This window comes from Mesorhizobium sp. RCAM 05104, from assembly GCF_059683645.1.
In genome coordinates this window covers 6,312,065-6,334,342 of record NZ_CM185033.1, presented here as the reverse complement: position 1 = coordinate 6,334,342, position 22,278 = coordinate 6,312,065, and the positions used below count along the sequence as shown (strand labels likewise).

General features: G+C 63.1%; 23 protein-coding genes and 1 other RNA gene. 15 read left to right on the top strand and 9 right to left on the bottom strand.

Annotation, left to right across the window (positions count from 1 at the left end):
• Positions 1 to 7: 7 nt before the first annotated feature.
• A complete protein-coding gene (gene modA / locus AC56QP_RS30970) occupies positions 8 to 805 on the bottom strand; it encodes a molybdate ABC transporter substrate-binding protein (RefSeq protein WP_497100936.1) in 798 nt (265 codons plus the stop codon).
• A gap of 169 nt (positions 806 to 974) precedes the next feature.
• Here modA and AC56QP_RS30965 point away from each other — a divergent pair, with 169 nt between their 5' ends.
• Positions 975 to 1,181 (top strand): TOBE domain-containing protein, encoded by a 207-nt coding sequence (locus AC56QP_RS30965; protein ID WP_489862041.1) that lies wholly within the window; start codon positions 975 to 977, stop codon positions 1,179 to 1,181.
• 39 nt (positions 1,182 to 1,220) lie between these two features.
• On the opposite strand, the gene AC56QP_RS30960 is transcribed toward AC56QP_RS30965, so the two are convergent.
• Together AC56QP_RS30960 and AC56QP_RS30955 are read right to left on the bottom strand one after the other, a co-directional pair.
• Complete coding sequence (locus AC56QP_RS30960) at positions 1,221 to 2,015, bottom strand: thymidylate synthase (RefSeq protein ID WP_489862042.1); 795 nt, start codon at positions 2,013 to 2,015, stop codon at positions 1,221 to 1,223.
• A 248-nt stretch (positions 2,016 to 2,263) separates the two neighbouring features.
• Positions 2,264 to 2,575 (bottom strand): DUF2853 family protein, encoded by a 312-nt coding sequence (locus AC56QP_RS30955; RefSeq protein WP_256751171.1) that lies wholly within the window; start codon positions 2,573 to 2,575, stop codon positions 2,264 to 2,266.
• A gap of 170 nt (positions 2,576 to 2,745) precedes the next feature.
• Between AC56QP_RS30955 and ssrA the strand changes: the two genes are divergently transcribed.
• Positions 2,746 to 3,105, top strand: a transfer-messenger RNA (tmRNA) gene (gene ssrA, locus AC56QP_RS30950).
• Positions 3,106 to 3,331: 226 nt separating this feature from the next.
• On the opposite strand, the gene AC56QP_RS30945 is transcribed toward ssrA, so the two are convergent.
• On the bottom strand, positions 3,332 to 4,537 hold the full coding sequence (locus tag AC56QP_RS30945) for a multidrug effflux MFS transporter (RefSeq protein WP_091580472.1): 1,206 nt from the start codon (positions 4,535 to 4,537) through the stop codon (positions 3,332 to 3,334).
• A gap of 189 nt (positions 4,538 to 4,726) precedes the next feature.
• Between AC56QP_RS30945 and AC56QP_RS30940 the strand changes: the two genes are divergently transcribed.
• The 4 genes from AC56QP_RS30940 (at position 4,727) to AC56QP_RS30925 (ending at position 6,513) form a co-directional block, all read left to right on the top strand.
• Complete coding sequence (locus AC56QP_RS30940) at positions 4,727 to 5,416, top strand: TetR/AcrR family transcriptional regulator (RefSeq protein ID WP_489862043.1); 690 nt, start codon at positions 4,727 to 4,729, stop codon at positions 5,414 to 5,416.
• A gap of 117 nt (positions 5,417 to 5,533) precedes the next feature.
• On the top strand, positions 5,534 to 6,073 hold the full coding sequence (locus AC56QP_RS30935; RefSeq protein WP_489862044.1) for an SspB family protein: 540 nt from the start codon (positions 5,534 to 5,536) through the stop codon (positions 6,071 to 6,073).
• Between the two features lie 15 nt (positions 6,074 to 6,088).
• Positions 6,089 to 6,286, top strand: a complete 198-nt coding sequence (locus AC56QP_RS30930; RefSeq protein WP_489862045.1) for a DUF4169 family protein — start codon at positions 6,089 to 6,091, stop codon at positions 6,284 to 6,286.
• A complete protein-coding gene (locus AC56QP_RS30925) occupies positions 6,283 to 6,513 on the top strand; it encodes a ribbon-helix-helix domain-containing protein (protein ID WP_489862046.1) in 231 nt (76 codons plus the stop codon). The genes AC56QP_RS30930 and AC56QP_RS30925 overlap by 4 nt, the downstream gene beginning before the upstream one ends.
• Here AC56QP_RS30925 and AC56QP_RS30920 read toward each other — a convergent pair.
• Entirely contained in the window at positions 6,510 to 8,312 is a 1,803-nt protein-coding gene (locus tag AC56QP_RS30920) for a chloride channel protein (RefSeq protein ID WP_489862047.1), read from the bottom strand. The genes AC56QP_RS30925 and AC56QP_RS30920 overlap by 4 nt on opposite strands.
• Positions 8,313 to 8,464: 152 nt before the next feature.
• Here AC56QP_RS30920 and AC56QP_RS30915 point away from each other — a divergent pair, with 152 nt between their 5' ends.
• From AC56QP_RS30915 to AC56QP_RS30905, 3 genes are all read left to right on the top strand, one after another.
• Positions 8,465 to 8,896 carry a MarR family winged helix-turn-helix transcriptional regulator gene (locus AC56QP_RS30915; RefSeq protein ID WP_489862048.1) on the top strand — a complete coding sequence of 144 codons (432 nt, stop codon included), beginning with the start codon at positions 8,465 to 8,467 and terminating at the stop codon, positions 8,894 to 8,896.
• 122 nt (positions 8,897 to 9,018) lie between these two features.
• Positions 9,019 to 9,324, top strand: coding sequence for a hypothetical protein (locus tag AC56QP_RS30910; RefSeq protein ID WP_489862049.1), 306 nt, complete (start codon positions 9,019 to 9,021; stop codon positions 9,322 to 9,324).
• A gap of 35 nt (positions 9,325 to 9,359) precedes the next feature.
• Positions 9,360 to 10,241 carry a sigma-70 family RNA polymerase sigma factor gene (locus AC56QP_RS30905; protein WP_489862050.1) on the top strand — a complete coding sequence of 294 codons (882 nt, stop codon included), beginning with the start codon at positions 9,360 to 9,362 and terminating at the stop codon, positions 10,239 to 10,241.
• Positions 10,242 to 10,271: 30 nt separating this feature from the next.
• On the opposite strand, the gene AC56QP_RS30900 is transcribed toward AC56QP_RS30905, so the two are convergent.
• Entirely contained in the window at positions 10,272 to 14,201 is a 3,930-nt protein-coding gene (locus AC56QP_RS30900) for an AsmA family protein (RefSeq protein WP_489862051.1), read from the bottom strand.
• Between the two features lie 133 nt (positions 14,202 to 14,334).
• On the opposite strand from AC56QP_RS30900, the gene AC56QP_RS30895 reads away from it, so the two are divergent.
• The gene (locus AC56QP_RS30895) at positions 14,335 to 15,321 is read left to right on the top strand and encodes a Dyp-type peroxidase (RefSeq protein WP_489862052.1); all 987 of its coding nucleotides are present in this window, start codon (positions 14,335 to 14,337) and stop codon (positions 15,319 to 15,321) included.
• A 76-nt stretch (positions 15,322 to 15,397) separates the two neighbouring features.
• Here the strand turns inward: AC56QP_RS30895 and AC56QP_RS30890 are convergent, their stop codons facing one another.
• Positions 15,398 to 16,813, bottom strand: coding sequence for an FAD-binding oxidoreductase (locus AC56QP_RS30890; protein WP_489862053.1), 1,416 nt, complete (start codon positions 16,811 to 16,813; stop codon positions 15,398 to 15,400).
• A 102-nt stretch (positions 16,814 to 16,915) separates the two neighbouring features.
• On the opposite strand from AC56QP_RS30890, the gene AC56QP_RS30885 reads away from it, so the two are divergent.
• Entirely contained in the window at positions 16,916 to 17,401 is a 486-nt protein-coding gene (locus AC56QP_RS30885) for a thioesterase family protein (RefSeq protein WP_489862054.1), read from the top strand.
• Positions 17,402 to 17,547: 146 nt separating this feature from the next.
• Positions 17,548 to 17,745 carry a hypothetical protein gene (locus AC56QP_RS30880; RefSeq protein ID WP_256751156.1) on the top strand — a complete coding sequence of 66 codons (198 nt, stop codon included), beginning with the start codon at positions 17,548 to 17,550 and terminating at the stop codon, positions 17,743 to 17,745.
• An 84-nt stretch (positions 17,746 to 17,829) separates the two neighbouring features.
• On the opposite strand, the gene AC56QP_RS30875 is transcribed toward AC56QP_RS30880, so the two are convergent.
• Positions 17,830 to 18,309 (bottom strand): Lrp/AsnC family transcriptional regulator, encoded by a 480-nt coding sequence (locus AC56QP_RS30875; protein ID WP_489863476.1) that lies wholly within the window; start codon positions 18,307 to 18,309, stop codon positions 17,830 to 17,832.
• An 89-nt stretch (positions 18,310 to 18,398) separates the two neighbouring features.
• Here AC56QP_RS30875 and AC56QP_RS30870 point away from each other — a divergent pair, with 89 nt between their 5' ends.
• The 3 genes from AC56QP_RS30870 (at position 18,399) to AC56QP_RS30860 (ending at position 21,039) form a co-directional block, all read left to right on the top strand.
• On the top strand, positions 18,399 to 19,319 hold the full coding sequence (locus AC56QP_RS30870) for an EamA family transporter (protein WP_489862055.1): 921 nt from the start codon (positions 18,399 to 18,401) through the stop codon (positions 19,317 to 19,319).
• 128 nt (positions 19,320 to 19,447) lie between these two features.
• Positions 19,448 to 20,596 (top strand): histidine kinase dimerization/phosphoacceptor domain -containing protein, encoded by a 1,149-nt coding sequence (locus AC56QP_RS30865; protein WP_489862056.1) that lies wholly within the window; start codon positions 19,448 to 19,450, stop codon positions 20,594 to 20,596.
• Positions 20,593 to 21,039, top strand: coding sequence for a response regulator (locus tag AC56QP_RS30860; protein WP_091580431.1), 447 nt, complete (start codon positions 20,593 to 20,595; stop codon positions 21,037 to 21,039). The genes AC56QP_RS30865 and AC56QP_RS30860 overlap by 4 nt, the downstream gene beginning before the upstream one ends.
• 9 nt (positions 21,040 to 21,048) lie before the next feature.
• Here the strand turns inward: AC56QP_RS30860 and AC56QP_RS30855 are convergent, their stop codons facing one another.
• The gene (locus tag AC56QP_RS30855; RefSeq protein ID WP_489862057.1) at positions 21,049 to 21,948 is read right to left on the bottom strand and encodes a dienelactone hydrolase family protein; all 900 of its coding nucleotides are present in this window, start codon (positions 21,946 to 21,948) and stop codon (positions 21,049 to 21,051) included.
• Positions 21,949 to 22,278 lie beyond the last annotated feature (330 nt).

The window sequence follows — 22,278 nt, the reverse complement described above, 5'->3', positions numbered from 1 at the left end:
TTCGAACTCAGTTGCTTGGCGTGAGCACGGTGAAACCCTGATCCTTGAACAGCGCACCGGCCTTGGCCGACTGCAGGCATTTCAGGAAGGCCGGCGTATCCTTGTCCGTCGAATCGGCGATCTGGGCAACCGGATAGATGACCGGCGGATGCGAATCCTCCGGAAAAGTACCGACTACCTTGACGCCTTTTTCGGCATGCGCGTCGGTGGCGTAGACGATGCCGAGGGCCGCTTCGCCTGTCGAAACCAGCTTCAGCGCCGCGCGCACATTCTCGGCCTGCGCCACCTTGCCCTCGACCGAGGACCAGACGCCCAGCGATTCCAGCGCGGCCTTGCCGTATTTGCCGGCCGGCACCGCCTTGAAGTCGCCCATGGCGAGCTTGCCGTCGCCGATCAGCTTGGCCAGATCGAAGCCCTTCTCGATCCTGGTTTCAACTGTCGAGTCCTTCGGCGCCACCAGCACGATCTCGTTGCCGAGCAGCTTCACCTCTGTGTCCGGCTTGGTCAGCTTCTTGTCGGAGAGATATTTCATCCAGTCGAGGTCGGCCGAAATGAAGACGTCGGCCGGTGCCCCGCTCTCGATCTGCTTGGCCAGCGCCGAACTCGCGGCGTAGGAAACGGTCGCGGCCTCACCGACATCGGCCTCGCAGGCCTTGTTCACCGCATCGAGCGCATCCTTGAGGCTGGCCGCGGCGAACACGACCACCTTGTCTTGCGCATGCGCGGCCGGCATCGCGGCCATCAGCGTCGCCGCAAGACCACCGATCGCAATCGCCCTCAATCCGAAACCTTTGCGCATCAGCATGAAATTCTCCCTGGGTTTGAAATCCGATCGGCTCGAAGCCTGTCAACCGATATATCCATACGGACATAACAAGGGAAGGCTTTTTGCCCGACACCTGCATTGTATCGAGATGCCGTCACGGCCTACGATGGACCGGGCTGGATACAGCGAAATGCAAAGGAGACGTCCAATGAAGATCAGCGCCCGCAACATCCTGAAAGGCACAATCGTCGACATCGTCAAAGGAGCCACCACCTCGCATGTCAGGATCGACATCGGTGGCGCCGTCGTCACCGCCTCGATCACCAACGAAGCCGTCGCCGACCTCAAGCTCGAAAAGGGCAAGCAGGCCTATGCCGTGGTCAAGGCCTCGGACGTGATGGTCGGCATCGACTGATCGGTGCCCGATTTCGAGGAGTGAGCCAGCCCCGCGGGCTCAGACGGCGATCGGCGCCTTGATCGATGCGTCGGCGACGTAGTTTTCCAGCCGGAAGTCCTCGAAGCGGAAAGCGAACAAATCCTTCACCTCCGGGTTGATCCACATCGTCGGCAGCGCTCTCGGCGTGCGTTGCAATTGTTCGCGCGCCTGTTCGAAATGGTTCGAGTAGAGATGTGCGTCGCCAAGCGTATGGACAAAATCGCCGGGCTTCAGTCCAGTCACTTGCGCCACCATCAGTGTCAGCAAGGCGTAGGAGGCAATGTTGAATGGCACGCCGAGGAAGATATCGGCCGAACGCTGGTAGAGCTGGCACGAAAGCCGGCCCTCGGAGACGTAGAACTGGAACAGGCAGTGGCACGGCGGCAGCGCCATGGCTTCCACCTCGGCCGGGTTCCATGCCGAAACGATAAGCCGCCGCGATAGAGGATTCCGGCGTATCTCCTTGAGAAGATTCGCGATCTGGTCGATCGAGCCGCCATGGCCATCGGGCCAGGAGCGCCACTGTTTGCCATAGACCGGGCCCAGATCGCCATTCTCGTCCGCCCATTCGTCCCAGATCGAAACGCCATGGTCGGTGAGATATTTGATGTTGGTGTCGCCGGCCAGGAACCACAGAAGTTCATGAATGATCGACTTAAGATGCAGCTTCTTGGTGGTCGTAACCGGAAAGCCGCGCCCAAGGTCGAAACGCATCTGGTAACCGAACACCGAGCGCGTGCCGGTGCCGGTGCGGTCGCCGCGATCGGCGCCGTTTTCCAGCACATGCTGTAAGAGGTCGAGATATTGGCGCATCGGTTCGGGCTCGATTCGGGATTTACCAATCATAGCGCATGTGCGCGCCGACGCCACGCTTGTCTGAAATCATCCCCACCATGGCGGGGAGTGGAGACATTCAGAATCTACTCTGGCGAGTCGAATGGTGTGATTTCGAAAAAATGGTGTGATTTCGAGGACCGGAGCGGAGCGTACTCAAAGTACGTGAGCACCGGAAGCGCGGAAAACCGCGCCACTCGGCCGCCAGGGTAGAATTATCAGAGGTCTCAGAGGGAGCCGAGCTTGCCCAGATCCTTGGCAACCAGATAGTAGAAAGTCACCCGGTTCTTGGTGTTGTCGGCGGCCATCGCCTTGCAGACCTTCTCGATCGCCGCATCCGCCTTCTTGTCGTCTGATATGCCGAGCTTCTTCGATACCCAGCCTGCCTTGACGCGCTCGAGTTCCTTCGGGTCCGTGCAGGACACCAGCGAGGAATCGCGGTTCCTGAGCGCAATGCCCAGATGCTTCACGATCTTGTCGACCACGTCGGCGCTTGCCGCGGCGTCGTATTTCTTCACGTCTGCAAGATAGTCGGCCATCAAAATTCCCCTCGTCGGCGCCACGAATCCGATCGATGAGGGCTGTGGCGCGCTGCTGCAACTTGTGCGCTAGATCATGACTCCTCACCGCCCACAAAGCTTCGGTTGAGAGCGCGCCCGAGTCAACCCTTTGGAGCAGCGGTTTCGACACGGGGACAAAGTGCCATTGTGGCCTTTCATTTCTTGCGATGCCCCCCTATATTCGGATTGTCGGCTTGACCGACTATGGCGATAAATGGGCGATGAAATAAGCCGTTCGGACCCGGGGGCGGTACCCGGCGCCTCCACCAAAAGCCGCTGTTCACGACAGAGCGGTTTTTGCTGGGGGCGAAATAGGATCGACGAAGGTGTAAAGATCGTACTTTTGCCCGGCATGGTACCACCGTCATCGGGCTAAACCTGTAGTTGCAAATGACAACTATGCGGAAGCACGTCTCGCCGCGTAAGCGGTGCGATAGCTTCAATTCAAGCCCTAGGGGTTCGCACTTCTAGGCGGGGTTCGGAGGTACCTGGCAACAGAAACCTCCACTTCTCCCCCCTCTCCAATATGCGTCATGCAATGGCAGCTCCCGCTGGCAGACCTTCGTTCGGCCTGTGGCCGCGAAGGCGCCGCGCTGCGCGCGCCCTTCTCCATGGACAAAGATGAAAAATGATTCCGACCGATTCTTAATACTGACCGGTGGCCCCGGCAGGACTGGCCCAGGCATGAAAAAGGCCGGGCATGCCCGGCCTTTTTGGTATCCAAGGGGCGATTGCCTACTCCGCCGGCGCCTCGACGGCTTCGCGCGAACGGCCGAGCGTGACCTTGGCCAGCGTGAACGAGATCACCGCGCAGAGCGTGATGCCCGCCACCATCGGCAGCGGCGTGCCGTCGAAGAACAGGCCAGCGACGCCCATGGCGACCGCGCCGATGGCAAAGTGCAGCGTGCCCATCAGCGCCGAAGCCGTACCGGCGATCTCGCCATGCTCTTCCATCGCCAGCACCGAGGTGGTGGGAATGACCAGACCGAGGAAGCCGTAGCCGATGAACAGCAGGGCCGCCATCACATCGAGCCGGTCGACGCCGGTCGCCATCACCGCGAACAGCACCACCATCGTCGTCGCGTAGCCGGTCACCGCGACGCGCACCACGCGCCGCAGCCCGAACCGCTCGGCCAGCAGTCCCGTCAGCTGCGACATGCCGATGAAGGCCACCGCGTTGATCGAGAAGAACACGCTGTAGACCGAAGGCGACAGCCCGTAATGGTCGATCAGGATGAAGGACGAGCTCGACAGGTAGACGAAGAAGCTGGCAATGCCGAAACCGGCGATCGCCACCAGTCCGAGGAAGTTGCGGTCGCCCATCAGCAAGCGGTAGCCGGACAGCGCGGTGCCGAAGGAGGAACCGACACGGTCCTCGACCGGCCGCGTTTCCTTGAGCGAGGTCGCCAGAAGGATGGTGGCCAGCGCCGCCGCACCCGTCACCGTCCAGAACACGGCGCGCCAGCCGAAATTCTCGATGATCTGGCTGCCGGTCAGCGGCGCCAGGATCGGCGACACCGAAAACACCAGCATCAAGAGCGACATCAGCTTGGCGGCCTCGGTGCCGGTGTGCAGGTCACGCACGATGGCGCGCGGAACGGCCATGCCGGCGCTGGCGCCCAGGCCTTGCAGGAAGCGGAAAGCGATCAGCCATTCGATGGTCGGCGCCATTGCCGAACCGATGCCGCCAGCCATGAACAGCGCAAGACCGCCATAGAGCGGCAGCTTGCGGCCGACCATGTCGGAGATCGGCCCGACGACGATCTGGCCGAAGCCCATCGACAGGAAGAAGATCAACAGGCTCATCTGCACGGCAGCGGTACCGGCATGCAGATCCGCGCCGATCGACGGCAATGCTGGAAGATACATGTCGATTGCGAATGGGCCGATGGCGGACAACAGGCCGAGCACGACCGCAATGCGGAGGAATTTGGGACTCATGATAAAGGCTTCTTTCGAATCTGGTTGCCGCCGCCAGGCGACGTCTAACCCTAGGACGTTCCATCCCGTGAGATTCCGACTCTCCAGGAGCGAATTCTATTCGTCTCTCCGGGCCGAAATCTCTTTGTATCGTGTCCACAAATTTAGACACTCTTGTCTAAATCGTCAATCACCTCTATATAGTTTTTCATGAGATTGAGCGTTTCTCCTGACACTTTCCCGCCACGCGGCCACGAGGCCAAGCGCCTGTCGATCGTCGACGCCGCCGCCGGGGTATTCTGCCGCGAAGGCTTCGCCGGCGCCAACATCGATCTGATCGCCGCCGAAGCCGGGGTCTCGCGCCAGACCATCTACAACCACCATGGCGACAAGGAAAAACTGTTCGTTGCCGTGGTGCGCGACCTCACCGAGCGCTGCAATACCGGCATCTTCGCCACTATCGCCACCTTCCCCGACCAGCCGAAGGATCTCGAGGCTGATCTGATCGGCTTTGCCATGCGTCTGAACCAGAACTGCATCTGCAACCGTGACGGAAAATTCCTGCGCAAGCTGATTCAGACGGAAGGCGAACGCTATCCCGAGCTGTTTGCCGAATGGCGTGAGCAGGGGCCAGGCCGAACATGGCCGGCAATCGCCGCCCGCTTCGCCCGCCTCGCCTATGGTGGTTACCTCGCGATCGAGGATCCGGACGTGGCGGCGCGCCAGTTCCTCGGCCTCGTCAATGCCGAGCTGCAGACCACCTTCATGCTCGGCGGCACGCCGCGCGAGGACGAAGTGCTGCAATCCGCCACAAATGGCGTGCGCACCTTCCTGCGCGCCTTTGGCAAGCGCCGGTCCGTGGCCTCGATGGAAAAGCAAAGCGCTCTTGCCGGCGCCTGAGCGATCAAATCTCGGCAATAGTCCTCGCTTCGGCGCGACGGTGATCTATATCAGGTTTACGCCGCCCTCAAGCTTGATTACAGCTATGCGGACGATTCAACGGAACCCGACCGCCACATGGCCGACGACCACATCCGCTACGACATTCTGGCCCAGGAGGCGTTGCGCGGCGTCATGCGCAAGGTCCTGGCCGAGGTCGCGCGCACCGGCCTCCCCGGCAACCATCACTTCTTCATCACCTTTCTGACCGGTGCACCGGGCGTGCGCGTGTCTTCGCGGCTGCGCGAGCGCTATCCGGAGCAGATGACCATCGTCATCCAGTTCCAGTATTGGGACCTCAAGGTGACCGACACCGGCTTCGAAGTCGGCCTGTCCTTCTCCGACGTGCCTGAGAAACTCGAAATCCCGTTCTCGGCCGTGCGCGGTTTCTACGATCCGTCGGTCAATTTCGAGCTCGAGTTCGACGTCAAGACCGATGTCGTGGCGGCCGACGAGCCAGCCGCTCAAGCCTCGCCCGAGCCGTTGACGATCGTTTCCGAGAAAAAGCCGAAAGCCGAGAAGAAGGCCGCCGCCGAGTCGGAGAAGAAACCCGCGGCCGCTGACGCCGCCACCAAGGGTGCCGATGTGGTCTCGCTCGACGCCTTCCGCAAGAAATAGGCCCGCGGGTTCGCTGTGGCCGACATCGTCAATCTTCGCCTGGCCCGCAAGCAGAAGGCGCGGGACGAGAAGATGCGCGTCGCCGAACAGAACCGCGCATTGCATGGCCGTTCCAAGACGGAGAAGCAACGCGACCGCCTGATCGCCGACAAAAGCGACAAATTCGTTGCCGGCCACCGCCGTGAAAAGCCCGGCGAACCGGGGCAACAGTGAGCGCGGTGGAAAAGCGCTCGGTGACCATTCGCGGCCACCGCACCAGCTATTCGCTCGAAAAACCCTTCTATGACGATCTCGTGGCGATCGCGGCGACCAGAAAGCTGACGCTCGCCGCTCTTGTCGCCGAAGTCGACGAAACGCGGCCTCGCGACACCAACCTGTCCTCGGCTCTCCGGCTCCACGTCCTGGAGTGGGCGAAGCGCGGAACCAGATCCTTGAGCTAGAGGCTCTCGGCCGCCTGTTGCTTTTTCCTGTGTCTGGTGCCGAAGCCAAGCAAGGCCGAGCGGTCGCGCTCCTCGGCCTGTTTCCTCGACCGCACGCGCATCAGATCCTTCCAGCCGACATAGCCGACCAGTTGCAAGCCTTCACGGGTGACGACGGGCAGATGGGATACGTTGGCCATCAGCAATTTGTCGGAGAGACCTTCCAGATACTCATCCGGGTAGGCCAGCGTGACCTTGCTCCCGGCCAGCAACTCGCCAAGCGTCGTGGTGCGGTGCGTGCCGGCGCGTCTCCAGCGCAGGATCGCCGGCGGGTCGATGAGGCCGAGCACATGGCCGTTCTCGTCGACCACCGGAAAGCTCGGATGCCGGGTTTCCGGCGCGGTCAGGAATGCCGCGGCGCCGTGCAGCGTCATCGTCGCCGGCACACTTTCTACCTCGGAGGTCATCACCTCGCGCACCCTGGTCAGGGCGAAGGGATCGACGCGATACTCGCGAACCAGATGGTGTCCCCTTCTGGCGATCTTCTCGGTCAGGATCGAACGCTTCATCAAGAGCACGGTGACCGCGTGCGCCGCGGCACAGGCCGCGATCAGCGGCACCAGCATGTGCGTATTGCCGGTCAGTTCGACGGCAAAGAAGGTTGCGGTCAACGGCGCCCGCATGGTGCCGCCCATCGTGGCGGCCATCGCCAGCAGCGCCCAGAAGCCTGGATCCGCAGCAGGCAGAACGCCAGCCAGCACCGCCCCCATCGCACCGCCCATGATCAGCAGCGGCGCCAGCACGCCTCCGGATGTTCCTGAACCGAGCGCAACCGACCAGATGATGGCTTTAACCACCAGCAGGATGAGCGCCGCGGTGGCGACAGTGCGGCCATCCAGCATGTCGGCGATGTTGTCATAACCGACGCCGAGCGCCTGCGGTTCGATCAGCCCGCCTATGCCGACCACCAGACCGCCCAGCATTGGCCACCACATCCAGTGGATGGGCAGCTTCTGGAAGCCGTCCTCGCAGGCATAGACCATCTGCGTCAGCAGCCCCGACAACAGGCCGGCCGCGACACCGATCGCGACCCAGCCGGCAAGGCCGACAAAGGAGACCTCCATGCCGCCCTGAAATGGAAAGATGGGGCCGGGCAGATGCAGCATGGTGCGCTCGACCTCGGCAATGATCGCCGCCACCGCCACGGGAATGAAGCTGCGCGGCGTCCATTCGAAAAGCAGCAGTTCGACCGCCAGCATGATTGCGGCGATCGGTGTCCCGAACACGGTGGTCATGCCCGCCGCCGCACCCGCCACCAGCAGCGTCTTGCGTTCATTGTCGCTGACCGGCAGCATCTGCGCGATCAGCGAGCCGATCGCGCCGCCGGTCATGATGATCGGGCCCTCGGCGCCGAACGGGCCGCCGGAACCGATCGAGATCGCCGACGACAGCGGCTTCAGGATCGCAACCTTGGCGTCGAGCTTGGAACGTCCGAGCAGGATTGCCTCGATGGCCTCGGGAATGCCGTGGCCGCGTATCTTCTCGCTGCCGAAGCGTGCCATCAGGCCGATGATCAGCGCCCCGATCACCGGGACGATGACGGCGGCAAGCCCGAGCGGTGTGTCCCGCAGCTTGAGATCGGCGAGCGAAAACTGACCGAAATAGGCAATGTTGGTGGCCAGACGGATCAGCTTCAAAAGCCCGATGCCGGCAAACAGACCCGCCGTGGCGACCACGACGGCTATTGCCGCGATGAACAGCACCCTGGCGTCGGTCGTGAAATCCCTGAGATGGCCGGGATTGGAATGATGGGTCTTCATGGGGGGGCTTTCTGGCGGCGGCCGGATCTCGGATCTGCGGCACGGCCGAAGCGGCCAGCCGGGTTGTCGGCTGGCTATGTATCGTAACACGATATAAATATTCAAGCCGGTTTTGCACGAAATCCGTTTGAGCTTTCGCGGAAAACGAACAAATGTCGGGTATGACGCAGCCACAGAAACAACGCCCCGCCATCAAGCAGTCCGACTACCAGCGGCTGTCCGAGTTTCGCTACCTGATCCGCCGTTTCCTCGAATTCAGCCAGTTGCAGGCGGAAGACGCCGGCCTGACGCCGCGCCAGCACCAGGCGCTGCTTGCGATCAAGGGTTTCCCGGGCGGCGGACCGGTGGCGATTGGCGATCTGGCGGAGCGCCTGCGCATCCGCCATCACAGCGCCGTCGAGCTGGTCAACCGTCTCAGCGAGGCAGGACTGGTCGCGCGGGATCAGGACAAGGACGACCATCGCCGCGTGCTGCTGCGGCTGACCGAGCGCGCCGACGATTGCCTGGCCGAGCTGTCGGCCGCGCATCTCGACGAGCTTTCACGCATCGAACCGATGTTGAAGCGCCTGCTCGTCCGCGAGTGACGCTCCGGCGTCTTTGCGGTGTGACACGAATTATTTTCCGGTGCCCGAATCCTTTGGCCTCACGATAACGTCTCGAAGGTGGGCAGCCTCCAAGGCGCAGGGCCCCAAAAGGAGCAACCGAGATGAAGCACCACCTGATACGCTACAAGACGAAGCCGGAGCGGGCCGATGAGAACGAGCGGTTGGTCAAGGCCGTCTTTCAGGAACTGCGGGACAAATCGCCGGACGGCGTTCGCTACATGACTTGGCGATCCGCCGACGGCACTTTTGTGCATCTGGTCGAGACGGAAACCGAGGCTCATGCCGATATCATCACCGGGCTGGCGGCATTCGAGGCCTTTCAGAACGGTATCAGGGATCGCTGCAGCGAACGTCCGCATCGCGAGGAGATGACCGTGGTGGGCCGTTATCGGATGCTGGATGAGTAGTCGCGGGTGGAACGACGTCACGAAACGGCAGGCGCATGAGCATCCCTGGCGAAATCCGCGAGCCTTTTGATCGCCTGTTCGGCGAAATACGCCCCAAATTGCACCGCTACTGCGCCCGCATGACGGGCTCGGTCGTCGATGGTGAGGACGTGTTGCAGGAGGCGCTGGCCAAGGCGGTCAAGGCTTTGCCCGACGCCGGCCCGATCGCCAATCCGGAAGGCTGGCTGTTCCGCATCGCGCACAATGCGGCGCTTGATTTCCTGCGCCGCCGCGCCCGTGAAAAGGCCATTTCCGATGAGGATCCGGACATGATCGTCGACCCGGCAAACCCCACCGTCGACCGTCAGGCCGCGGCCGCCGGCTTGCATACCTTCATGCGCCTTCCCGTCCCGCAGCGAAGCAGCGTCATCATGATGGACGTTCTGGGCTATTCGCTGCAGGAGATCGGCACTGTCCTCGACACCAGCATCCCGGCCATCAAGGCGGCGCTGCACCGAGGCCGCGGGCGGCTGCGCCAGCTCGCCGATGAGCCCGACGACCGCCCTCCTCCCAGGCTCAGCGCCGCTGAACGTCTGCTGCTCGACGCCTATGTCGATCGCTTCAACGCCCGCGACTTCGACGCGGTGCGCGACATGCTAGCGGACGAAGTGCGACTGGAACTGGTGGCCAGGACGAGGCTCGCCGGGCGCAAGGAGGTCGGCACCTACTTCCACAATTATTCCAGGGTCCAGGATTGGCGTTTCGTACCGGGGTTTGTCGAGGACAGGCCGGCAGTCCTTGTCCGCGATCGCGACGATCCGGCGGCGCGGCCATCCTATTTCGTGCTGCTGGGATGGCAGGCCGGCAAGCTCTTGACCATCCGCGATTTTCGACACGCCCGCTACGTCGCGGACGGCGCCGAAATGTCCATCCTCTGAAGCGATTGTTCTGCCCGTTAGCAGTCCGCGCTACTGCAACGACTTCAACAGATTGTCGATCGTGAACGGATTGGGCTTCGGCTTGGCCGGCGGCGGATTGTCGTTGGCCTCCGGCAGCGGCGCTCGCTCGACCTTCGGTGCCTGTTCCGCGGCCTTGCGCTCGGCCTCGAGCCTTGCCTTTTCTTGCGCAGTGCGTATCGCCTCTTCCGCCTTCTGGCGATCCTGCTCGGCCTGCGCTTTGGCCGCTTCGTCGGCGGCCTGTTGCTCGGCCGCGGCCTTCGCGTCAGCATCCGCCTTTGCTTTGGCATCCGCGTCCGCCTGGGCCTTGGCTTCTGCATCGGCCTTCGCCTTTGCCTCCGCTTCGGCCTTCGCCTTGGCGTCGGCCTCGGCCTTCAGGCGCGCTGCTTCCTCCTGCTTGCGCAGTTCCTCGGCCGCCTTGTCGCGCGCGTCCTGCAGCGCCGCGTAGTAGCGCACTTCGCGCCGCAGCCGCTGCTTCTCAAGCAATGCTGCCTGCATCGCTTCGACGCGTTGCTGCTCCTTTTCCAGCGCGCGCTGGGTCAGGAACTGCGCCAGCGGCTCGCTGTCGAACTGCCGTTTCACGGCGCCGATCGGCCCCTCGGCGGTGAAATTCACGATCGGCTCGGAGCCGACCAGCGCCTCGTCGCCGGGCCTATAGGTGACTGCTCCCTTGGCCGAAACCGTGCTGGTGTTGAGATCCGCCGTGATGTCGGCGGACAAGGTCGCCGCCGGATTCTCCAGGCTGATCGGCGGCACCCTCAGCGTGCCGCCGGCCACCGTGAAGGCGACGTCGATATCCTTCGCCGCGAAGCTGCCATCGGCGGCGATCTGCGGCGCGAAACCGGCGGTCTTGGCCGCGTCGATGTCGCGCCCGATCGCATCCGCCTTGGCAAGGAACGCGCTGAACGCATCGGGATTGACGCCGGCGACCCGCAAGCTCTTCAGCGTCGCCGTGCCGGAGCCGGACAACGCCGCCACCATCGCATCGACCGACTTGCCGCTGGTCGACAGTGCCGTCGAGAAATCACCGCTGCCGCTGATGCCGGCATCCGGCAGCACGTTCGCGAGATCGGCGCCCGCCAGTTTCATCTGGCCGGTGAAAAGTCCGGTGCCGTCAGTGTTCTTCAGTTCGAACAGGCCGGTCAGCGCACCGCCAAGGAATTTCGCCTTCAGATCCGAAACGCGGATGCCTTCCTGGTCGAGCTTCAGGGAAAAAGCGGCATCGTAGGCAGCGACGAACGGCCCGGCGGCAAGCGCCGCCGTCGTCAGATCGAGTTCGGCGGTGAACGGCAGGCTGGATTTCTGGCTGAAGGGGGCGGCCGGCCACGCGCCACCCTTGTCACTGGCACCCTTGTCGACGAGGAAAGCCGAATCGCCGAACAGCGCCACCGCCATCGGATCGAAGTCGAGTTCGTCGAGCGCCAGCGCACCGGCCAGATGCGGCACGCCATCCTTGACATCGACATTGACGTCGCCGGACACCGCCGCCTCATTGATGGCACCACTGAGCCCGTCCAGCACCAGCAGGCCGTTGCCGTAGTCACCCTGCGCCGCCAGTGATGTGGACATGCCCGCCCCCATGCCGGGAAGCCCGATGCCGGTCGTCATCAGCCACGGCTCGATGTCGGCGGCATCGAGGCTGAGCTTGCCCTTGGCGACCGGGCCTTGCGGCGTATCGGCGAACGTCCCCTCGAAACCTGCCTTGAAGTCGTTACCGGAGAGGCTGAAACTCGTCGCAAGGCCGCCGCCGAGCGTACCTTTGGCCGAAATATCCGTGCTTGCCTCACCCAGCATGCCGAGCGGCAGCGCCGGCAGGCCGTAGAGCGCCAGCAGCGCGGTTGCGTCAGGATTCTTGGCATTGAAGGTCAGCGTCATTGGCGCTTCGAGAAGCCCGTCCAGCGCCCCCTTTCCCGACAGCGACGCCGAAAATGCCGAGCCGCCGGCCTTGCCCTGGCCACTCACCGCCAGGCCCGTGGTGCCGTCGCCATTGTCGGCGGCACTCGCCACGAGATCGATCCGCGAGTCCTGGAACAGCTCTGGATAGGCTGAAGCCCGGCTCGCCAGCCCCTTCAGCACGGCATTGTCGGGATAATGCTGGGCGGCAACGTCGATCAGCGGCTTCAGATCGACGGCGACCACCGATGCATCGAGCTTGCCGGTCGGGCTCACCGGAAAATCCTTGACCCTGCCAGTGGCGCTGATCGAGGCACCGGCCAGCCCGCCCACCGAAAGCCTGTCGATTTCGAGCAGCCCGTCGCGCAGCCTGAGCGCCGTGTCGACCGTGTCGGCGGTCAGGCCACCGGCGCTGACCGGCCCGGCCTTGATCTGGAAGTCGAGGTCGCGGTCGGAAAAGCGGTTGGCGCCCTTGTCGCTGACGAAGATCGAGGCGAAGGCCGCCAGCCCGTCGACATCGAGTTCGCCGCCTTCGAGCCGCATCAGCACGGACGGCTTGGCGTCGTCAGGCTGACTGGAATCAATGCGGCCGGAGAACTTCGCCTTGCCCAGGATCAGCTCGAGATCGCTGAAGGCCTGACGCTTTTCCGAAAGGTCGACCTTGGCCTTGAAGCCGGCGGCGGGCAAACGGCGGATCGCCTCGTCGACATCCTTCGACAGCCAGGCGGCAAAGCCGGAAGGTTGCGCCACCGCCAACAGCAGCGAGCCAGTGAAACCGAAATGATCCTCGACGCTGAGCATGCCGTTGGCTTCCAGCGTGGTTCGGCCGGGCAAGGTCGCGGCGAGCGATTTCACCGCCCAGCCGCCATCGGTCGGTTCGGCGGAAAGATGCACGTCGCGCACCGTGGTGTCACCGGCCACCACTGCCGGCAGCTTGACCTCGACAGTGCCGGGTATGGTCGGCTTCGGCAGGTCGAGCAAGGCTTGCTCCAGCCCGGCAATGCGCTGATCCAGTGTCAGCCCGGCGCCGGCCTGAGCCCCCACCGCCTCGTCGAACTGCACCTGTACGCCACTGGCCTCGATGGCGAAGCTCGGCTTCAGCCCGAGATCGACCGAAGCCTTGCCATCGGCGGTGTAGGGATTGTCCAGCGGTCCCGTCTCGAAACGGAATTCATCGACACCGAGCTTCTGGTGGTCGAGCGAAAACTTGCCGTTCAGCCTAAAGCCCGGATCGGGCTTGCCGGCGCTGACCTTCACCGTCTCGCCATCGGTGCCGCGCAGCTCCGCGCTGTTCCTGCCGGCGCTGTTCTTGTCGGCGCCGGAGATTTTGAACTGGCCGGAATAGACGGCGGCGCCGTTGATGATGCCGGCATTGCCGTCGGTCTCGATGACCAGCGGATAGGCGTCTGGATCGGCTTTCAGCCGAAGCCGCATCTGGCCGCTGCCTTCGGCCTTGCCGGTGGAAGCGGCAATGGCGGTGCGCAACCCGTCCAGCCGTAATGTGCCGTCCATGCGCCATGGCCCGGCCAACGACTTGGCCGAGATGGTCGAATTGATCTCTGACATGAGATGGCTGCGCCCGCCGGCGGCATGGCGCAGTTCGATCTGCCCTTCCGTCACCGTCAGCTTCTCGATCGAGATCTGGTTGAGGTCGAAGGGCGAGGACGGCCGTATCGCCCAGTCGACTGTGCCGTCATCGGCGATGTCGATGGTCGCCTTCGGCCGCACCAGCCGCATGTCGAAGATCAGCACCTCGCCGCGCAGGAAGGGGGCCAGCTCGGCGTCCATCGAAAACGTCTCGACGGTCATCGCCGGCTGGCCGCCGGGGCCGCCGGCAACGGCGACGTTGGAGAAGGTCACCGAGGGGAACGGCAACAGCCGCGCCGTGGCATCCCCTTGCACGGTCACCTTGCGGCCGAGAATGGCGCTCGCCTCGCGCTCGAACTCGGCGCGGTAGCCGGTCCAGTTGACAAAATACGGCCCCACCAGCGCCACACACAGCACCAGCACGAACAGGCCACCAAAGATCACGAACAGGCGAGCGAGCATCAGCTCCGAACGGGTTGATTGAAATTCAGCCGCACTCTACCTGCATCCGCGTGTCGATAAAGAGGCAATTCATCCGGTGTTGCGTCATCCCTGATGATCTGAAACAAATCCTGGAAAATGCGGAGAATTTCGGATGTCGGGCAAGAACTGGGACCGGGTGCCGATCGATGCGCAGAGCGTCGATGCCCCGCTGTCGCTATCGGCGGTCTTTCTGGTTGTCACCGTCGCCAGCGAACAGAATGCTCTCGCCAAGGTCGCCTCGGTGCTCGGCGGGCTTGACGATCTCGTCAAGACTGTCGGGTTCCGCGATCTTTCCGGCCGGCTGTCATGCATTGCAGGCATCGGCCGCGACTTCTGGGATCGTCTCTCTTCCGGCCGGCGGCCCTTGGAACTGAAGCCATTCGCGCCGATCAAGGGAGCGGTTCATTCGGCCCCGTCGACAGCGGGCGACCTTCTCTTCCACATCCGCTCCGAACGTCCCGACATGTGCTTCGAGTTCGAGCGCATTCTGCTCGACAACCTCGGGGACGCCGTGGCGGTCGTCGACGAAGTCTCGGGCTTTCGCTATTTCGATGCCCGCGACCTGCTCGGCTTTGTCGACGGCACGGCCAACCCGACCGGCCTCGATCTGCCCGCCTCGGCGCTCGTCGGCGATGAAGATGCCGACTTCGCCGGTGGCAGCTATGTCGTCGTCCAGAAATATCTTCACGATCTGCAGGCCTGGGCGCGCATTCCAACGCCGCTGCAGGAGGCGATCATCGGCCGCACGAAGATCGACAACATCGAGATCGACGATGACGACGCCCCGCGCAAATCACACAAATCGCTGGCCACCATCGAGGATGCCGACGGCAATGAATACGACATTTTGCGAGACAACATGCCGTTCGGGCGGCCGGGGCAACGCGAATTCGGCACCTACTTCATCGGCTATAGCAGGTATCTTTGGGTGATCGAGAAAATGCTGCAGCGCATGTATGTCGGCGACCCTCCGGGCGCCTACGACCGGCTGCTCGATGTCTCGACGCCGCAGACCGGCACGACGTTCTTCGCTCCGACCCGCCCAATGTTGCAGACACTTGCTGAGGGCGTGCAGGAGCAGCCTCGGGCCGCGAGGTAGAAAGCCGATCTGGTCAGCCTGCGGACCGGCTGCGCCGATGGGCGCAGACCAGTTCGACGAGTTCCGCTCACGATCCCTATCCCGCTGCAGGCAATATCTTGCCAGGGTTCATGATGTTCTGCGGATCGAGCGCCTGCTTGATCGTGCGCATGATGTCGACGCCGTGGCCGAGCTCATGGCGCATGAAGCCGATCTTGCCCTGGCCGATGCCGTGCTCGCCGGTGCAGGTGCCATCCATGGCGATCGCCCGCATGTTCAGCCGCGAGACGAATTTCTCCGACAGCGCGATCTCCTCTGGATCGTTCACATCCATCAGCACCAGCACATGAAAATTGCCGTCGCCGGCATGACCGACGATTGGCGCGATCAAGCCCATCTCGGCGATGTCGGCTTCGGTTTCGGTGACGCATTCGGCAAAGCGGGAGATCGGCACGCAGACATCGGTCGACAGGCCCTTGGCGCCCGGCCGCAGCGTCAGCGAGGACCAGTAGGCATCGTGCCTGGCCTTCCACAGTTTTGTCCGTTCCTCGGCAACGCTGGTCCACAGGAATGGCCCGCCGCCATTCTCTTCGGCGATCATGCCGAAGGTCTCGGCCTGCTCGGCAACACCGGCATCGCTGCCGTGGAATTCGACGAACAGGCACGGGCTCTCCGGATAGTCGAGCTTCGAATAGTTCTTCATCGCCCGCATCTGCAGCGCGTTGACCAGTTCGATGCGCGCCACCGGAATGCCCATCTGGATGGTCGCGATGACGGCGTTGCAAGCCGCCTCGACGCTCGGGAATGGACAAACGCCGCCGGAGATCGCCTGCGGAATGCCCTGCAGCTTCAGCGTCAGCGACGTGATGATGCCGAGCGTGCCCTCCGAGCCGATCAATAGTCGCGTCAGATCGTAACCGGCCGAGCTCTTTTTCGCGCGCTTGCCGGTCGTCACCGTCTCGCCATCAGCCATGACGGCCGTCAGCGACAGCACGTTCTCGCGCATCGTGCCGTAGCGCACCGCATTGGTGCCGGATGCCCGTGTCGCCGCCATGCCGCCGAGCGACGCATTGGCGCCGGGGTCGATCGGAAAGAACAGGCCGGTGTCGCGCAGATGCCGGTTGAGGTCCTCGCGGGTGACGCCCGGTTCGACCGTGCAGTCGAGATCCTGCGGATTGACCGCGAGGATGCGGTTCATGCGGGAGGTGTCGACCGATATGCCGCCGCCAGGTGCGTTGGTGTGGCCTTCGAGCGAAGAGCCGACGCCGAAGGCGATCACCGGCACGCGGTGCGCCGCACAGGCGCGCACGATCTCCTGCACTTCGGCCGTCGTCTCCGGGAAGGCGACGCCGTCCGGCGCCTGTGTCGGGATATAGGTGGTGGTGTGCGCGTGCTGGGAGCGGACGGCCGCGCCGGTCTGGAAGCGCTCGCCCAGCCGCTGCTTGAGGATGCCGAGCACGGCAGCGATGCCTTCCTCGTTGCGTTCGACCGGATTGAGGTCGCTCAGAGCCATGAATTCCTCCGCGAATGGACCAGCGCCCACGCTTGTTATGGGGTTATGGATGCGTAGTCTTACCCACCACGCTCTGTCCAGCGCCAGAACAAGGAAGTTTCAATGTCCATCCCCGCCCCCTTCGTCTCCAAGCCCATGGACATCGAGAAGGACTGGATCGATTACAACGGCCATCTCAACATGGCCTATTACAACGTGCTCTTCGACCGCTGCTCGGACGAGGCCTTCGAGGCGATGGGCATGGGGCTGGACTACGTGAAGCAGCGGCGGCTGACCATCTACACGGCCGAAGTCCATGTCTGTTACGTGCAGGAACTGCATCTCGACCACAAGGTCACGGTCTCCTTCCAGCTCATCGACCACGACGACAAGCGGCTGCGGGCCTATCAGGAAATCCGCCATGTCGACGGGTGGCTCGCCGCCACCTCCGAAACCCTGTCACTGCATGTCGACATGTCCGGGCCGAAAGTGGCGCCCTTCCCTGCCGATGTGCTGGCCAAGGTCGAAGCCATGCGCGCCGCCCATTCGGTACTGCCGATGCCGGAACGCGCCGGCCGTTCGATCGGCATTCGTCGCAAGACCGCTTGAAGCGGCCCGGCGCCCGCGTTAACCTTACCGAGTTTTTAACGGGAACAAGCCAATTGAGCCGTTGAACGACTCAGCGGAGCGGTTGAAAACGATCCGCACGGGGTTTTGCTACGGGCGGCGGGGCGAAGCCGGTTCGAGGGACGTGCATGAAAACCGACATCAAGGTCGAGGTGGACAGGCTGGCCGCCGATCCGCGCATCACCGACTATGATTTCTGGCGTTCGCTCAAGAACGTCAACAACGAGATATTCCACATCGCCAACAACAACGAGCCGATCCCGTTCGACATGATCCGCTGGCGCGCCATCCTGAAGCGAGCCCGCCTGAAACGTGGCCACGCGTAGCGCCGGCGAGTCGGCCTGTGGCCGATGCCGCCCTCTTTCCTGAGGGGCGGCACGAAAAATCGGGCAAGTGTATCGGGTTGCGCTTCACGGCCGGCGTTTGATCGCCGCCAACGGCGAGCGCGCCGTTACCGGCGACGACTGGATGATGGCCGTGTTGGTCATCGCATAGGGTATGATCCGGTCGATCACCCGTTCAAGCTCGGCAACCGAGCCGACATGCGCCAGCGCGATGAAACAGTCCTCGCCGGTCACCCGGTCGCATTGGGCGATTTCCGGCAGCTCGCGGATGATTTCGGCCACGACAGCCAGTTGCCCCGGCACCGGCCGAATGCGCAGCCATGCCGACAGCGGCAGCCCAAGTGCCGCGGGGTTGATCCGGACCGAATAGGCTTCGATGACGCCGCTTTCCTGCAGCCGCTTGATGCGTTCGGCCACGCTCGGCGCCGACAGGCCGACCGAGCGCGCCAGTTCCGCCGTGCTCGTGCGCGCATCTTTCTCCAGCAGGCGCAGGATCTTCATATCCGCCGCGTCGAGATCGACTTTTTCGTTCCGAAGGCGTTTCAGGAAAAACTCCTTGCTTTCAAGGGAAAGATGATCAGCCAAGCCAATCATCTTCCATATAAAACGGAAAAATCGCCTGCGATACTGATACGATGGTCACTCAGACACAAGCCCCCATTACCAGCCCTGCCCTTGCTGGTCCTGCTCTCGGCGGGCTGGCGACAAAGCTACCGCCGCATGTCTGGTTCGGTGTCAGCGCCGTCTTCCATTATCTCGGCCCGGCATTCGCCGTGCTGCTCTTCCCGCATGTAGGCGTGCTTGGGATGGCCTGGCTGCGCATCGCCACCGCCGCCCTGATCTTCGCGCCATTGACTCGCCCGTGGCGAACCCTCGCCCGCGCCGATCGCCCGACGCGGCTGCTGTTACTGGCCTTTGGCGCTTGCCTGGCGGCGATGAACTGTTCGTTCTACCTGGCGCTTGACCGCTTGCCGATCTCGCTGGTGGCGGCAATCGAGTTCGTCGGCACCATTGGCGTCGCGGTGATCGGGCTCAGGAGCCTCCGCAATCTCGCCGCCCTTGCCGTTGCCGTCATCGGAACCTTGCTGCTCATCGACGTCAAATGGTCCGATGATCCCGTAGGGCTGTTCTGGGCCTTCCTCAATGGCGCGCTGTTCGTCTGCTATATCGTGCTCGGCCACCGCGTCGCTCGCTGGGGCGCGGGCGACGGCATCGCTGGCCTTGGTGCGGCGATGGCGGTCGCCTTGCTTGTCGTGCTGCCGATCGGCTTCACTGACGCGCTGCCCGCCTTTTTCTCACCGATGCTGTTGCTCGCGGCCATCGGCGTCGGCATCTGCTCGTCGGTCATTCCCTACATTTGCGACCAGCTCGCCATGTCGCGGCTGCCGCGCTCGAGCTTTGCGCTGATGCTGTCGCTGCTGCCGGTCACAGCGACACTGATCGGCGTCATCGTGCTCCACCAGATTCCAAGCCTGACCGATTGCCTCGGCATAGCGCTCGTGGTCGCCGGCGTCGCGTTCCATAAGCCGGCTCCGCCAACTGAGCGCCAGAAATAACATAACTTCAATCACTTACAGAAGTCACGCCCCGGTTCCCGGTTACGACCGACTGCGACAACAAGCTCAAGATTGAACCAATTCCGCATCTGGGCCGTTGTCCCCACGAACCGGCTTGGAGTGACAAGATGGACTGGAAACGGACCAGGGAACCTGCCGACGCCTGGCACATGACGGACGACCTTCATGTCGAGCACGGCAAGGGCGACCCTTTCGCGGCAGCTATCCGTGCCACACGCATGTCGATGATCATCACCGATCCGCGGCAGGCCGATAACCCGATCGTCTTCGTCAACGACGCCTTCCTGCGTCTGTCCGGCTATGAGCGGCACGAGGTGCTGGGCAAGAACTGTGGGTTCCTGCAGGGCCCGAAAACCGACAAGGCAACGGTAGACCAGCTGCGCGAGGCGATCGCGGAGAAGGTCGATGTGAGCGTCGACATCCTGAACTATCGCAAGGACGGTTCGACCTTCTGGAACGCGCTGTTTATCAGCCCCGTCTCGAATGATCGCGGTGAACTCCTGTTCTTCTTTGCCTCGCAGCTCGACGTCTCGGACCGCAAGCGGTCCGAGCATCGCATGACAGCCGACAAGGAGCGCTTCGAAAAGGCGGTGAAGGAACGCACCAGGGAACTCGAAGCGGCGCTCGAGGCGCAGACAACGCTGCTCCACGAAGTCGATCATCGCGTGAAGAACAACCTGCAAATGATCTCCTCGCTCATCGTCATGCAGAGCCGCACCATCAAGGATGCAGCGACGAAGAAATCGCTGACCACCATGCTGGAGCGCATCGAGGCGTTGAGCACCGTGCATCGCCGGCTCTACCAGTCGAAGGATGTCAGCAGGTTCGATGTCGCCGATTTCGCCAGGGATCTTGTAACCGACTTGTTGACGGCTTCTGGACGCGCCGAAATCAAGTCGACGCTCGATCTCGAACCGATCGTCATTTCGGCAGAGAAGGCGACCCCTGTTGCCCTGATGGTCAACGAGCTTGTCACCAACGCCTTGAAGCATGCCTTCAAGGAAAAGCCCGACGGCACCACGGCGGGCCGCATCGGCATCAAGATGAGCCAACCCGGTGGCCACTTCAACATCGAGGTGTCCGACGACGGTGTCGGCATGGCCGACGCCAGTGGCGACGCCTCGTTCGGCATGCGGCTGATCAAGTCGCTTGCCCGCCAGTTGCATGCCGATATCGAATGGCGCGACGCGGGCCCCGGCACGAAGGTCGTTATCTCGATGCCGAACGAACCGCAGCAAAAAGGGAATGTGTCATGATTGAACCGCTCAAGGTCCTGATCGTCGAGGACGAAGCGCTGCTGGCGATGGAACTGGAAAGCCTTGTCGAGGAAGCCGGCCACAGCGTTGTGGGCTGGGCAACCTCCTCGACCGAAGCCAAGGCCATGGTGGACTCGACGGAAGCCGACATCGCCTTTGTCGACATCCACTTGACCGATGGTCCGACCGGCGTCGAGGTCGCCGAATATATTGGCGAGAAGAAGAACTCGATGGTCGTTTTCATGACCGCAAACCCGAAGCGGATCCCCGATCATTTCGCCGGCGCGATCGGCGTCATCGCCAAGCCCTATACGATGAACGGGCTGATGTCCGCGTTGCGCTATCTGCAGGAAGGCGTGCACCGGCCGCCCCCGAAATCCGTGCTGCCGGCCGGCTTCACCCTGTCGCCAGCCTTCAAGACGGTCTGGGCGCCGGCGGCCTGACGCTGATCGCTACGCCAGCTTTTGCTTGAGGAAAGCGATCGTCCTGCCCCAGGCAAGGTCGGCCGCCTTCTTGTCGTAGCGCGCCGCGGAGGTGTCGTTGTTGAAGGCATGGTTTGCGCCTTCATAGACATAGACCGCGTATTCGACATGCGCCGCGTCGAGTTCTTTCTTGAAGGCGTCGATGCCGGCATTGGTGCGCTCATCGAGCCCGGCATAGTGCAGCAGCAATGCCGCCTTGATCTTCGACACGTCGGCGGCCTTCGGCTGCATGCCGTAATAGGCAACGGAGGCGCTGAGATCGGGCGCGTTGACGGCCAGCATGTTTGCCGTGCCGCCACCCCAGCAGAAGCCGACGGCGCCGACCTTGCCGTTGCCGTCCTTGTCGGCCTTCAGGAAGGCGACGGTCGCCACGCCGTTGGCGACCGTCTGCGTGGAGTCCAGTTTGGCGAACATGTCGCGCGCCTTGTCTTCATCACTCGGCGTACCACCGAGCGGTGACAGGAAATCGGGGGCGAGCGCCACGAACCCCTCCAGCGCCACGCGCCGCGCCACGTCGCGAATGTGCGGGTTGAGCCCTCTGTTCTCATGGATGACGATGACGGTGCCGAGCTTGCCCGACTGGCCGGCCGGCTTGACCAGATAGCCCTTCATCTCGCCGGAGCCGCCGGGATAGGTGATGTCCTCGCCTTTCACGCGGGCATCGTTTTCGGCGATGATAGCCGCCTGGGCGGAGTTCGCCGCCAGAAGCGGCGCGATCGCCGCCGCCGCCGCGCCCGATCCGGCAAGCCGGCTCAGCTGCTCCATGAAGCGGCGGCGATCGAGCGTCAGATGCGTGTATTCGTCATAGGCATCGATCATCGCCTGGGTGATGGCTAGCTTTGCTTGTCTGGTGGCGGCTGGTTTCGTCATGGCGCACTCCTCGGCTTCGAGCTTCGATACCCAGGCTACATAGGGATCGAGCCGGCGCGGTCCAGTCGTGCATTCACCGGCCGTCGATCGCCTCCAGGCGTCGACCAGCGGCCATGCCGCGCGGCCAGCAAAGCCGGCGCCACGGGCGCCCCGGTCATCACTTTTTGGTCATCGGCGACAAATCCTTCAGGCGGCGCCACAATAGTAAGAGAAACTGCCTGCTATCGATGGCATCTTGCCGTGTGCCTTCACGTCCCGCCCCAGAAGGAGCGACACCGATGACCTTGCCTTCCCCGATGCTCGCCAGCGCGTTCGTCCTTGCCGTGGCTG